Annotated in this window: 10 protein-coding genes; 6 read left to right on the top strand and 4 right to left on the bottom strand. The window is 55.3% G+C overall.

Annotation, left to right across the window (positions count from 1 at the left end; genetic code table 11):
- Nucleotides 1–8 precede the first annotated feature (8 nt).
- Both ssuC and ssuB read left to right on the top strand, forming a co-directional pair.
- Nucleotides 9–800 (top strand): aliphatic sulfonate ABC transporter permease SsuC, encoded by a 792-nt coding sequence (gene ssuC / locus IM271_RS13150; RefSeq protein ID WP_193052709.1) that lies wholly within the window; start codon nt 9–11, stop codon nt 798–800.
- Nucleotides 797–1,567, top strand: coding sequence for an aliphatic sulfonates ABC transporter ATP-binding protein (gene ssuB, locus IM271_RS13145; RefSeq protein ID WP_041910612.1), 771 nt, complete (start codon nt 797–799; stop codon nt 1,565–1,567). The genes ssuC and ssuB overlap by 4 nt, the downstream gene beginning before the upstream one ends.
- A gap of 100 nt (nt 1,568–1,667) precedes the next feature.
- Here ssuB and pepN read toward each other — a convergent pair whose 3' ends face one another.
- Nucleotides 1,668–4,280, bottom strand: coding sequence for an aminopeptidase N (gene pepN / locus IM271_RS13140; RefSeq protein WP_028012586.1), 2,613 nt, complete (start codon nt 4,278–4,280; stop codon nt 1,668–1,670).
- Nucleotides 4,281–4,534: 254 nt separating this feature from the next.
- Here pepN and pncB point away from each other — a divergent pair, with 254 nt between their 5' ends.
- The 4 genes from pncB (at nt 4,535) to IM271_RS13120 (ending at nt 10,404) form a co-directional block, all read left to right on the top strand.
- The gene (pncB, locus tag IM271_RS13135) at nt 4,535–5,737 is read left to right on the top strand and encodes a nicotinate phosphoribosyltransferase (protein ID WP_045630030.1); all 1,203 of its coding nucleotides are present in this window, start codon (nt 4,535–4,537) and stop codon (nt 5,735–5,737) included.
- Between the two features lie 167 nt (nt 5,738–5,904).
- Entirely contained in the window at nt 5,905–7,305 is a 1,401-nt protein-coding gene (asnS, locus tag IM271_RS13130; protein ID WP_028012584.1) for an asparagine--tRNA ligase, read from the top strand.
- Nucleotides 7,306–7,910: 605 nt separating this feature from the next.
- Nucleotides 7,911–9,029, top strand: a complete 1,119-nt coding sequence (locus tag IM271_RS13125; protein ID WP_283251476.1) for a porin — start codon at nt 7,911–7,913, stop codon at nt 9,027–9,029.
- A gap of 184 nt (nt 9,030–9,213) precedes the next feature.
- Nucleotides 9,214–10,404, top strand: coding sequence for an amino acid aminotransferase (locus tag IM271_RS13120; protein WP_193052708.1), 1,191 nt, complete (start codon nt 9,214–9,216; stop codon nt 10,402–10,404).
- A 48-nt stretch (nt 10,405–10,452) separates the two neighbouring features.
- Here the strand turns inward: IM271_RS13120 and IM271_RS13115 are convergent, their stop codons facing one another.
- The 3 genes from IM271_RS13115 to ldtD all read right to left on the bottom strand — a co-directional run bounded on the left by IM271_RS13115 (nt 10,453) and on the right by ldtD (nt 13,670).
- On the bottom strand, nt 10,453–11,100 hold the full coding sequence (locus tag IM271_RS13115; RefSeq protein WP_028012581.1) for an MBL fold metallo-hydrolase: 648 nt from the start codon (nt 11,098–11,100) through the stop codon (nt 10,453–10,455).
- A 20-nt stretch (nt 11,101–11,120) separates the two neighbouring features.
- Nucleotides 11,121–11,672, bottom strand: coding sequence for a YcbK family protein (locus tag IM271_RS13110; RefSeq protein WP_028012580.1), 552 nt, complete (start codon nt 11,670–11,672; stop codon nt 11,121–11,123).
- A gap of 174 nt (nt 11,673–11,846) precedes the next feature.
- Nucleotides 11,847–13,670 (bottom strand): L,D-transpeptidase, encoded by a 1,824-nt coding sequence (gene ldtD / locus IM271_RS13105; RefSeq protein WP_193052707.1) that lies wholly within the window; start codon nt 13,668–13,670, stop codon nt 11,847–11,849.
- Between the last annotated feature and the right edge of the window lie 93 nt (nt 13,671–13,763).

The raw sequence follows: 13,763 nt of genomic DNA, 5'->3' as shown, positions 1-13,763 counted from the left end.
GAGTGACCATGTCTGCCACCTCACAAAAATGGCTGCTGCGCGCCGCCCCGTGGTTTTTGCCCGTCGGCATCGTGGCGCTCTGGCAGCTCGCGTCGACCACCGGCTGGCTGTCGAGCCGCATTTTGCCCTCTCCGGAGGGCGTTATCGAAGCGTTTTGGTCGCTGAGCGTCAGCGGAGAGCTGTGGCAACATCTGGCGATCAGCTCCTGGCGCGCGGTGATTGGGTTTTCCATCGGCGGCAGCATCGGTCTGGTGCTGGGTCTGATCAGCGGCCTTTCACGCTGGGGGGAAAGGCTGCTGGATACCTCCATCCAGATGCTGCGCAACGTGCCGCATCTGGCGCTGATCCCGCTGGTCATTTTGTGGTTTGGGATCGATGAGAGCGCCAAAATCTTCCTCGTGGCGCTGGGCACGCTGTTCCCGATATACATCAACACCTGGCACGGCATCCGCAATATCGATCGCGGTCTGGTGGAGATGGCGCGCAGCTACGGCTTATCGGGTTTTTCCCTCTTTGCTCACGTGATTCTGCCGGGCGCCCTGCCCTCCATTATGGTCGGGGTGCGCTTTGCGCTCGGCCTGATGTGGCTGACGCTGATTGTGGCGGAAACCATCTCAGCCAACTCCGGTATTGGCTACCTGGCGATGAACGCCCGCGAATTCCTGCAAACGGACGTGGTGGTGGTCGCCATCATTCTGTATGCACTGCTCGGCAAACTCGCCGACGTCAGCGCACAGTGGCTGGAGCGCAGCTGGCTGCGCTGGAACCCGTCCTATACCCTTCAGGAGGCGAAAGCATGAATACCGCACGACTAAATCAGGGCACGCCGCTGCTGCTGAACGGCGTAACCAAACGCTACGGCGAAAACACCATCCTTAACGGGCTGGATCTGCACATTCCCGCCGGCCAGTTTGTGGCTGTAGTCGGGCGCAGCGGCGGCGGAAAAAGCACACTCCTGCGTCTTTTAGCCGGGCTGGAAGCCCCCAACGGTGGAGAGATTCTGGCAGGAACCACGCCGCTGGCCAATATTCAGGACGATACGCGCATGATGTTTCAGGATGCGCGCCTGCTGCCGTGGAAAACGGTGATTGATAACGTCGGGCTGGGGCTCAAAGGCAACTGGCGGGATGAAGCCCGTCAGGCGCTGGCCGCCGTCGGGCTGGAAAACCGTGCAGGTGAATGGCCTGCGGCGCTGTCGGGCGGCCAGAAGCAGCGCGTGGCGCTGGCGCGAGCGTTGATTCACCGTCCCGGCCTGCTGCTGCTTGATGAGCCACTCGGCGCTCTTGATGCCCTCACGCGGATAGAAATGCAGGATCTGATTGAATCCCTCTGGCAGGCGCACGGCTTTACGGTACTGCTGGTGACGCATGACGTGAGCGAAGCCGTGGCGATGGCGGACCGGGTATTGCTTATAGAAAACGGGAAAATCGGTTTGGATCTGACGGTGGACATCCCGCGCCCTCGTCGCGTGGGCTCGGCGAGACTGGCGGAGCTGGAAGCCGAAGTGCTGGATCGGGTGATGAAACGTGGGGAAGCGGAGATTCAACGGATAAAGGCCAATGCCTGATGCCCTCACCCCGGCCCTCTCCCCGTGGGAGAGGGAGAAAACCGATGCCCCGCGCCCCCACGTAGGCCCGGTTAGCGTAGCGCCACCGGGCTTTTTTACATCAGGCCAGCGCCTTAGCAATCTTCTCGTACAGATCGCCAGACAGATTTTCCAGCCCTTTCAGCTGCTCAAGCGCGGCGCGCATCTTCGCCTGACGCTGCGCATCATAACGTTTCAGGCGGATCAGCGGCTCAATCAGACGTGATGCAACCTGCGGGTTACGGCTGTTCAGCTCGGTCAGCATTTCCACCATAAACTGGTATCCGCTGCCGTCTTCGGCGTGGAACGCGGCCGGGTTACTGCTGGCAAATGCGCCAATCAGCGAGCGAACGCGGTTCGGGTTGCTCATGGTGAACGAACGGTGCTTCAGCAGGCTGCGAACCTTGCTAAGCGCATCGGCCGCCGGGCTGGTCGCCTGCAGAATAAACCACTTGTCCATCACCAGACCATCCTGGTGCCACTTGTCGTCATACTCCTGCATCAGCGCATCGCGGCACGGCAGTTCAGCGGCAACGCTTGCCGCCAGGGCCGCGAGCGCATCAGTCATGTTGTCCGCTTCGTGATACTGCTTGCTCACCAGCGTGTTCGCCAGTTCGGCCTCACCAAACGCAAGATAGCGCAGGCATGTATTGCGCAGGGTACGCTTGCCGATATCCGCATGCTCCACGCGATACGCGTCAAGCTTGTTAGCGTTGTAGAGTGCCAGGAATTCATCCGCCAGTTCGGTCGCCAGCGTGCGGGTCAGCGCTTCGCGCACCGCCACGATGGCAATCGGGTCGATGATGTCGAACAGCTCCGCAATTTCAGTCGCGGACGGCAGCGTCAGAATTTCAGCCGCCAGCGCCGGGTCAATCTTCTCATCCAGCAGGATGGCGCGGAACGCGTCTGCCACATGCACCGGCAGCGTCAGCGGCTGGCCCTGCTGGTAACGGTTCACGTTAAGCTTGATGTAGGTTGCCAGCAGGCTCTGCGCCGCGTCCCAGCGGGAGAAATCGTTGCGGGCGTGACGCATCAGGAACGTAAGCTGCTGGTCGCTCCACTTGTACTCCAGCTTCACCGGCGCGGAGAACTCGCACAGCAGCGCAGGCACCGGCTGGAAGTAGACGTTATCGAAGATAAAGGTCTGCTCTGCCTGGGTCACGTTCAGCACGTGGTGCACCGGGTGGCCGCCCTTCTGCAGCGGGATGACGTTGCCTTCGTTGTCGTACAGCTCAATGCTGAACGGAATGTGCAGCGGATATTTTTCTTCCTGCTCGGCGGTTGGCGGCGTGCGCTGGCTGATGGTCAGAGTGTACTGCTCGGTTTCCGGGTTGTAGTCGTCCTTAACGGTGACAATCGGGGTCCCGGCCTGGCTGTACCAGCGGCGGAAGTGAGAAAGATCAACGTTGGACGCGTCTTCCATCGCCTGCACGAAGTCGTCGCAGGTAGCCGCGCTGCCGTCGTGACGTTCGAAGTAAAGCTGCATCCCTTTCTGGAAATTCTCTTCACCCAGCAGGGTGTGGATCATGCGGATAATTTCAGCACCCTTCTCGTACACCGTCAGGGTGTAAAAGTTATTCATTTCAATGACTTTATCCGGACGGATCGGGTGCGCCATTGGGCTGGCATCTTCCGCAAACTGCAGGCCGCGCATGGTGCGCACGTTGTTGATGCGGTTGACCGCCCGCGAGCCCAGATCGGAGCTGAACTCCTGATCGCGGAAGACGGTCAGCCCCTCTTTCAGGCTCAGCTGGAACCAGTCGCGGCAGGTGACGCGGTTACCGGTCCAGTTATGGAAATACTCGTGGCCGATAACGCGTTCGATATCGAGGTAGTCTTTATCGGTGGCGGTATCGGTACGCGCCAGCACGTACTTGGAGTTAAAGATGTTAAGGCCTTTATTCTCCATCGCGCCCATGTTGAAGAAGTCGACGGCGACGATCATATAGATGTCGAGATCGTATTCGAGGCCGAAACGCTCTTCATCCCACTTCATGGAGTTAATGAGTGAAGTCATCGCCCACGGCGCGCGGTCAAGGTTGCCGCGGTCAACGAACAGCTCCAGCGCCACTTCGCGGCCAGAGCGGGTTTTGAAGGTATCGCGCAGCACGTCGAAATCACCCGCCACCAGCGCAAACAGGTAGCACGGTTTCGGGAACGGATCCTGCCACTGCACCCAGTGACGGCCATTTTCCAGCTCGCCCTCACCCACGCGGTTACCGTTGGAGAGCAGGAACGGATAGAGGGTTTTATCGGCAATGATTTTGGTGGTAAAGCGCGCCAGCACGTCCGGGCGGTCCAAGTACCAGGTAATGTGGCGGAAACCTTCGGCTTCACACTGGGTACACAGGGCCACGCCTGACTGGTAGAGCCCTTCCAGCGCCGTGTTGGCGGCAGGGCTGATTTCATTCACGATGCGCAGCGTAAAGCGTTCCGGCAGGTTGTCGATGACCAGCTGGTTGCCTTCTTCTTTATAATCTGACCAGGCTTCATCGTTAATGTGCAGGGAGACCAGCGTCAGGTCTTCGCCATCCAGACGCAGCGGTACGGCAGTCGCGCTGTGGCGCGTCACCTGGCTTACCGCCGTCACAACGGTTTTTGTGGCATCCAAGTCAAAAGTCAGGTCGATATCGCTAATCAGGTATTCCGGCGCACGGTAGTCGTGGCGGTATTTGGCTTGTGGCTGTTGTGTCATAGAAAACCTTATGCATCGTTTGTCGAGTAACGTTTCAATATATTCCTGTTGCGTAAAACGCGCTATGCAGAATGTTCATCTTTTCAGGCTTAAACACCTTTTTCGCTACATTTGTATAACACGGGGCACGAAATGCTCTCGACCATAAAGTGTGCTTATGTTGTGATCGGGGTTCAATAAATCACTAAACAAGGTATACTCCGGAGTTGTTTATTGTACTAAACGCTCCCGTGAGAGGATGCTACAGCGCACCTATGACTCAATTCGCTTCTCCGGTTCTGCATACGTTGCTGGATACCGACGCGTATAAACTGCATATGCAGCAAGCCGTTTTCCACCATTACTATGACGTTCACGTCGCGGCGGAATTCCGCTGCCGTGGTGACGACTTGCTCGGTATCTACGCAGACTCCATTCGTGAACAGGTCGATGCGATGCAGCATCTGGCGCTCACCGATGACGAATATCAGTGGCTTTCTGGCCTGCCTTTCTTTAAAGCGGACTATCTGAACTGGCTGCGCGACTTCCGCTATAAGCCTGAACAGGTCACCGTGACCAACGAGAACGGCAAGCTGGATATTCGTCTTGAAGGTCCGTGGCGGGAAGTGATCATGTGGGAAGTGCCGCTTCTGGCCGTCATCAGCGAGCTGGCTCACCGCTACCGTTCGCCTGAAACGGGCGTCGAACAGGCGGTCGCCTCGCTGGAGAACAAACTTGAGGCATTCTCAACGCTGACCGAAGGGCTGGATATGTCCCGCTTCCGCCTGATGGATTTCGGCACCCGTCGCCGCTTCTCTCGCGAGGTTCAGCAGGCTATCGTTGAACGTCTGCAGCAGGAGCCGTGGTTCGTGGGTACCAGCAACTACGATTTGGCTCGTCGCCTCAACCTGACGCCAATGGGCACCCAGGCGCACGAGTGGTTCCAGGCGCATCAGCAAATTAGCCCGGACCTGGCTAACAGCCAGCGTGCGGCGCTGGCTGCGTGGCTTGAAGAGTACCCGAATCAACTCGGGATCGCCCTGACCGACTGTATTACGATGGATGCCTTCCTGCGCGACTTTGGTCCCGAGTTCGCTGAGCGTTACCAGGGGTTACGCCACGACTCAGGGGATCCGGTTGAATGGGGCGAAAAGGCGATTGCTCATTACCAAAAACTCGGCATTGACCCGATGAGCAAGGTACTGGTCTTCTCCGATAATCTCGACCTGGCAAAGGCCGTCGAACTGTATCGTCATTTCAATGCCAGAATTAATCTGGGCTTCGGGATCGGTACCCGGTTGACCTGCGATATTCCTCAGGTAAAACCTCTGAATATCGTGATAAAGCTGGTGGAATGTAACGGCAAGCCGGTGGCTAAGCTCTCCGACAGCCCGGGTAAAACCATCTGCCATGACAAAGCGTTTGTTCGCGCATTGCGCAAAGCGTTCGATCTCCCCCAGATCAAAAAAGCCAGTTAAGCACATAAGGGAGCCTTCAGGGCTCCCTTCCCTTATTTATTTCTCAATTCTTCTCTTTTGACTGCGAAATTTACTTGTCTGATAGCGGTTGGCAGGTAACATAGATATCCCCCCGTCTTGGGGTGGACAAGTGTTTATTTTTTCCGACTATTAACAGAGAGAATATTATGAGCGTTGTGCCTGTAGCCGACGTACTCCAGGGCCGTGTCGCCGTTGACCAGGAGGTCACCGTGCGCGGATGGGTGCGTACTCGCCGAGATTCTAAAGCTGGCATCTCCTTCCTTGCCGTCTATGACGGTTCCTGCTTTGATCCTGTACAGGCCGTCATTAATAATTCTCTGCCCAATTACAATGATGACGTTCTGCGCCTGACGACGGGTTGTTCCGTTATCGTCACCGGTGTGGTTGTGGCATCCCCGGGCCAGGGCCAGAGTTTCGAGATCCAGGCTTCTGCCATTGAAGTGACCGGCTGGGTTGAAGATCCGGACACCTACCCGATGGCGGCAAAACGTCACAGCATTGAATATCTGCGTGAAGTCGCACACCTGCGTCCGCGTACCAACCTGATTGGTGCGGTGGCTCGCGTGCGCCATACGCTGGCCCAGGCGCTGCATCGCTTCTTCGATGAGCAGGGGTATTTCTGGGTGTCTACCCCGCTGATCACCGCGTCCGATACGGAAGGCGCAGGCGAAATGTTCCGCGTCTCGACGCTGGACATGGAAAACCTGCCGCGCACGCCGGAAGGTAAAGTCGACTACGACAAAGACTTCTTTGGTAAAGAAGCCTTCCTTACGGTATCCGGCCAGCTCAACGGCGAAACCTACGCCTGTGCGCTGTCTAAGATCTATACCTTCGGCCCAACCTTCCGCGCCGAAAACTCCAACACCAGCCGCCACCTGGCGGAGTTCTGGATGCTGGAGCCGGAAGTGGCGTTTGCCGATCTGAATGACGTTGCAGGTCTCGCAGAAGCGATGCTGAAGTACGTCTTCAAAGCGGTGCTGGAAGAGCGTCCTGACGACATGAAGTTCTTCGCCGAACGCGTAGACAGCGATGCTGTAGCGCGTCTGGAGCGTTTCGTCTCTGCCGACTTTGCGCAGGTGGACTATACCGATGCGGTAGCGATCCTTGAGAAATGCGGTGAGAAGTTTGAGAACCCGGTTTACTGGGGCGTCGATCTGGCGTCTGAGCACGAACGCTATCTCGCCGAGAAACATTTCAAAGCGCCGGTTGTCGTTAAAAACTACCCGAAAGACATTAAGGCCTTCTATATGCGCCTTAACGAAGACGGGAAAACCGTGGCAGCGATGGACGTACTGGCGCCGGGCATCGGTGAAATCATTGGTGGTTCTCAGCGTGAAGAGCGTCTGGACGTGCTTGACGCGCGCATGGCAGAGATGGGGCTCAACCCTGCGGACTACAGCTGGTATCGCGACCTGCGCCGTTATGGCACCGTTCCGCACGCTGGGTTCGGTCTGGGCTTCGAGCGTCTGATCGCCTACGTTACCGGCGTTCAGAACGTGCGTGACGTAATTCCGTTCCCGCGTACACCACGCAACGCCAGCTTCTAAGCAACGCAACAGACAATGGCCAGCATTTGCTGGCCATTATTTTATTCTGCCCTGTCAGTTTTTGTCAGCGTAAAGTCAGCGTTTTTAAACCACTACCCCGTCACAACCGCTACCTGTTACGTTTTGTTTCCGCGAAATATCCAGCCACAAAAAATTAACCTCATTCTTATTGCGATTATTACATTCTGAAGTAATAGCACAAATTTCAACCAATTTTTCAGCCATCCAGAAGTCTTTTTTGGGTCATAAGAAAAAACGAGTCGTTTAACATTCGTTTATAGGAATTGCCTTTATCCAAATTAAACATAAGGAATTCATATATATAGAAAACAAACCGATGCTTAATTCGCCAGGGGGTTCTGAAATTTGAGATGGTTCACAAAGTTCCCAAAATTACACATTTAGTTACACATATTTTCTTTCTGTAACTCAATCTTGAGAATTGTAGCACTTTCAGGCTAGCGAAACGCTTCGGTGAATGGAAAGATGCCTGTCAGATACATAAAGACACCAAACTCTCATCAATAGTTCCGGAAATATTTATTGACAGAATTTATTGACGGCAGTGGCGAGTGTCATAAAAAAACCAATGAGGGTAATAAATAATGATGAAGCGCAATATTCTGGCAGTGGTAATCCCTGCCCTGCTGGTAGCCGGTGCAGCTAACGCTGCAGAAATCTATAACAAGAACGGCAACAAACTGGACTTCTACGGTAAAGTTAACGGCGAGCACGATTTCGTGACCACCGGCGACAACTCTGACAGCACCGACCAAACATACGCGCAGATCGGTTTCAAAGGCGAAACTCAGATCAACGACCAGCTGACCGGTTACGGCCAGTGGGAATACCGCTTCATGGCAAATGATGCGGAAAATAACGCACAGAAAAATAAAAACCGTCTGGCTTTCGCGGGTCTGAAAGCGGGCGACGCTGGCAGCATCGACTACGGTCGTAACTACGGTATCGTTTACGACGTAGAATCCTACACCGATATGGCGCCATCCTTCTCTGGTATGACCTGGGGCGGTAACTACGTTGATAACTTTATGACCAGCCGCAGCACCGGCCTGCTGACCTACCGTAACAGCGATTTCTTCGGTCTGGTTGACGGCCTGAGCCTGGGCGTTCAGTACCAGGGTAAAAATGACCGTGATGATGTCTTCAAATCAAACGGTGACGGCGTAGGCTACTCTGTGGGTTACGACTTCGGCGAAGGCTTCGGTGCAATCGCATCTTACAGCAACGCTAACCGTACTCTGAGCCAGAAAGCTGATGGCCAGGGTGACAAAGCTGAAGCATGGGGTGTTGGTCTGAAATACGACGCTAACAACATCTACCTGGCAACCACCTATGCAGAAACCCGTAACACCACCCGTACCGGTTCTGACGGTGATGCTGGCTTCGCGAACAAAACGCAGAACTTCGAAGTGGTTGCTCAGTACCAGTTCGACTTCGGCCTGCGTCCAGCAATCTCCTACGTGCAGACCAAGGGTAAAGACCTGGTTGGCGTAACCAATGCTAACGGCACCTTCTCAGGCGGCGATGCAGACCTGGCTAAATTCATCCAGGTTGGCGCGACTTACTACTTCAACAAAAACTTCAACGTGTGGGCTGACTACTACATCAACCTGCTGGACAAAGACACCGACTACGCGAAAGTGGTTGGCGGCCTGAACGGCAACGACGATATGGCTGCTGTGGGTGTAACCTACCAGTTCTAATCAGAACACCACTTTGTTATATGCATAATGAACAGGGCTTCGGCCCTGTTTTTTTATGCCTGACAGAAAATAATGGCGACTTTTGAAAAGCCGCACGCTTTTCGTCGCAAACGGTTGGCATTTTGTAAATCTACCGTTAACCTGATAGCGGATTTCACTTCTGTAATCACAATGGAACTTCGTCATGTTTGAGAACATTACCGCCGCTCCTGCCGACCCTATTCTGGGCCTGGCCGATCTGTTTCGTGCCGACGACCGCCCTGGCAAAATCAACCTGGGTATTGGTGTATATAAAGATGAAACCGGCAAAACTCCGGTACTGACCAGCGTTAAGAAAGCTGAGCAGTATCTGCTGGAAAATGAAACCACCAAAAACTACCTCGGTATTGATGGTATCCCTGAATTTGGTCGCTGCACCCAGGAGCTGCTGTTCGGTAAAGGCAGCGCAATTGTGAGTGACAAACGTGCGCGCACGGCGCAGACCCCTGGCGGTACCGGCGCGCTGCGCGTGGCGGCGGATTTCCTTGCGAAAAACACCTCTGTGAAGCGCGTATGGGTGAGCAACCCAAGCTGGCCGAACCACAAGAGCGTCTTTAACTCTGCGGGCCTGGAAGTGCGCGAATATGCTTACTACGATGCGGCAAACCACGCTCTCGACTTTGACGGCCTGCTCTCAAGCCTGAGCGAAGCGCAGGCGGGTGACGTGGTGCTGTTCCACGGCTGCTGCCACAACCCAACCGGTATCGATCCAACGCTTGAGCAGTGGGAACACCTGGCGAAGCTCTCCGTTGAGAAAGGTTGGCTGCCACTGTTTGACTTTGCTTACCAGGGCTTCGCCCGCGGCCTGGAAGAAGATGCCGAAGGCCTGCGCGCGTTCGCAGCCGTGCATCAGGAGCTGATCGTTGCCAGTTCCTACTCCAAAAACTTTGGTCTGTACAATGAGCGTGTAGGTGCCTGTACGCTGGTTGCGGCTAACGATGAGACCGCCGATCGCGCTTTCAGCCAGATGAAGTCCGTTATCCGCGCTAACTACTCTAACCCGCCGGCACACGGTGCGTCTGTTGTTGCGACCATTCTGAGCAACGATGCGCTGTGCGCGATTTGGGAACAAGAGCTGAACGATATGCGTCAGCGTATCCAGCGCATGCGCCTGCTGTTTGTGAACACCCTGGCGGAGAAAGGCGCTGACCGCGACTTCAGCTTCATCATCAAACAGAACGGTATGTTCTCGTTCAGCGGCCTGACCAAAGAGCAGGTTCTGCGTCTGCGTGAAGAGTTTGGCGTATACGCCGTAGCCTCTGGCCGCGTAAACGTTGCAGGCATGACCCCTGACAACATGGCGCCACTGTGCGAAGCGATTGTCGCCGTCCTGTAATTTGCGCCCACAAAAAAGCCTGCGTTAAGCAGGCTTTTTTTATGCTGGTTACCAGACAGGCATTTCATCCTGAAGGAACGGGTTATGGAGCCGTTCATAACCCAGCGTCGACATCGGACCGTGTCCAGGGATAAACGTTACGTCATCACCCAGGGGCAATAACTTCTGTTTGATCGACTGAATCAGCTGCCCGTGATCGCCGCGCGGAAAATCGCTGCGTCCTACGCCACCTTTGAAAATCACATCGCCGGAAATCAGCAGACGGGACTGGTCGTCAAAGAAGACGATATGGCCTGGCGTATGCCCAGGACAATGCAACACCTGTAAAGTCACATTCCCTACGTTAACGCGCTCTCCTTCGTTCAGCCAGCGATCGGGCGTCAATGGCAGACACTCATCAAGGCCAAACATGCGGCTTTGGGCGGGTAACCCCTGCAGCCAGAACTCATCTTCTTTTTCCGGGCCAATAATCGGCACACCGTAGTGTTTAGCCAGTTCAGCTGCTGCGCCTACGTGGTCGAGGTGACCATGCGTCAGTAAAATCTGCATCAGCGTCACGCCGCTGTCGGCAACGTCCTGCTTGATTTTCTCAGCGTCACCGCCGGGATCGACAAGCGCGGCCAGTTTGGTTTGCTCGCACCAGATTAATGAACAGTTCTGGGAGAACGCGGTAACCGGAATAATACGATAGTTCATACTGCTCCTGTGTTTCGTTATTACCAGTGCCGAACCGGCCCGGTATCAATATGCACAAAGTTGCTACGTGGGTAATATCCTACACCACCCGCGCGCATAGATAACGCGGCTTTGCGAATATTGGCTAACGAAACGCCTTCAATGTGGAAATCCATTGCCTGTCCCTTCGTGTGGTAGCTTTTTTTCGCTACCCCACGGCTATGGGCGCGCAGTTCATTGTTGGTATCAATTGAGCGATAACCAGAAATAAGCTGCACCGGCTTGCTGGTGCCCAGCAGGCCCTGAAGGCGGAAAAGCTGATCAAACAGTCCTGGGTCGATGGCTTTTACTTTATTCGCGCGGAAATCACGGAAAAAATGGTTGAGTCTTGCTAATTCATCCTGAATATAGCCTCTGCCATCGAAAAACTCCGCTTTTAGCGACTCACCGGTGTGAAGATTGCTGAGCGTTAAAACGCGCGGACGAGGTGTCGAGAGGGTGGCAAATGCTGGCGTCGGTAAGATGGCCGCTGCGCCAAGCGCAACACCACCTAACGCCAGCAGCTTGCGGCGATTAGCGTCAAATTTGTCCATGATAATCAGGTCTACAGGTCAAGGAAATCGTAATATGCTTAGCGCACGAAGGGCACCTTAACTGGCAAAACAGGGTACGTCAAGGCGCCCAACCCCAGTGAATACGCGGCTTACAGCGATATTGGCCCCGATTCACCATAACTTACGACAATCATTTTTCCCGAACTACTTCATTTACCTGATTAATTGTTCCGCTTTTGGCAAAATTTGTGCGCCGGATCGCGCGGTGAGATCATAATTGTAAATATCTGTACGGTACTGCGTGCGACCGTCTTCACCCACAAACGCTGTCAGATAATAAAGATTAACCGGAATGTTGTGGCGAATATTCACGTAGCGCGTATCACCCTGCTTCAGGGCGTCAGAAATACGCGTATCGTTCCAGCCCGCATCCTGCAGCAGCATGTTGGCCAACTCCGAGGCTTTATTCACGCGCACGCAGCCTGAACTCAGTGCCCGGGTATCTTTCTGGAACAGATTGTGGTTCGGCGTATCGTGCAGATAGATAGCATCTGAACTTGGCATGTTGAATTTGTAGCGCCCCAGCGAGTTATGCGCTCCGGGAGCCTGCTGGAAGCGGAACGGCAGGTTGGAGGCAGTGATCGTCGACCAGTCGACCATGTAAGGATCGATCGCCTCTTTACTGTTCCAGCCACGCATGACCGTATAGCCGTGACGTTCCAGATAACCCGGATCGTTCCAGACCTTAGGCAGAATGTCCTTACGCGCCAGCGTCGGCGGCACGTTCCACGGCGGGTTAACCACCACGTTATTTAACGCGCTGCTCATCATCGGCGTTTTGCGATCCGGACGCCCGACAATCACGCGCGAGGCCAGCTTCTCGCTACCATCCTGATAATAAACCAGTGAATAGGCAGGGATATTGACCATAATGCCGGTAGACAGCGTGCCCGGCAGCAAACGCAAACGCTGAATATTAAGCGCCAGCACCCCGGCCCGCTGCGCAGGCGATACGTTAAGCCAGTCACGCGTTGAAGGTCCAATGACGCCATCGGCTCCCAGCCCTTGAGCGGCCTGGAACTGTTTAACCGCGGCGACCAGCTCGCGATCGTAAGCCTCGGGCTTATTGCTCAGGGTAGTGGACTTGTTCTCTTTTATGGGCGCTGACGGGCTGACCACCGCGCTTTGCGGATCGTCGCCCGGCAGGGCAATGTTCGGCCCGCCATCAAGAATACCGGAGCGTTTAAGGATCTCGCGCAGGGCTGGCACATCGCTGCTCCACTGACCCGGACGCAGCGTTGCGGTCCCCCGCATTTGCGGCCATGGACGCGAGTCCCCCACCAGCGCGAGGAGCGACTGGTGCATCGTGGCATACTGTGGATGCGCCGGCGCGAGGCTGGCAATGAAGCGCGGCAGGTCGCCGTTATCCAGCGCTAATTGCCACTGGTTAATCACCGACAGGGCTGGCGTCGCCAGCTTATAGGGCCTATCGCTGTACAGCCAGCGGTTGCCATTGACCGGAATACCCGCCACAAACTGCAGGTAGCCCATCATGGCATCAGAAAGGACCACGTCCCGCGCCTGACCGGTGACGGCAGGATCGGTTAACAGCTCAACCCACTTCGTAAACTGCGGCTGGAATCCCGCAATGGCCACTTCCGCCAGCTGTTGCTGGAAGGCGCGCACGGCTTCACGATTTTCCCACATGGGTTTCATATCGCGGGCAGCATAAAGCAGCGTGAGCTGATTGATATAGGCAGGCGTGTAGCCTGCAGGCAGGCCTGTCTGGAGCTGCTGGCTGAGCGATTCAACGTCGATGCCTTCCGGCAGCGGCTTAATCCCGGCCATGATGGCCGTTGCCGTAGACTGTTCCAGCGGCTGAGACAATGACGTCGGCTGCGCGCCTGTCGTTGCGGTGCTGTCAGTCGGCACAATTTCAGGCTCGTCGGCCTGGGCGGTTAACAGTGGAGCAAACATCACTGCCAGACATAAACTCAGCGCTGACAGCTGACGACCACATTCTTTCTTTAGCAACATCCCTTGCCCCCTGTTTTCACGACATGCCCATCACGGTGGGGCTTTATTTTATTATAGGTAGACGACAACTCTGTTGCCTTACCTTATGTAAAG

It is taken from the genome of Enterobacter cloacae complex sp. I3 (assembly GCF_014896175.1).
Taxonomy (GTDB): domain Bacteria; phylum Pseudomonadota; class Gammaproteobacteria; order Enterobacterales; family Enterobacteriaceae; genus Enterobacter; species Enterobacter bugandensis.
The sequence above is the reverse complement of the archived record's forward strand: the minus strand, read 5'-3'. Positions and strand labels throughout refer to the sequence as shown.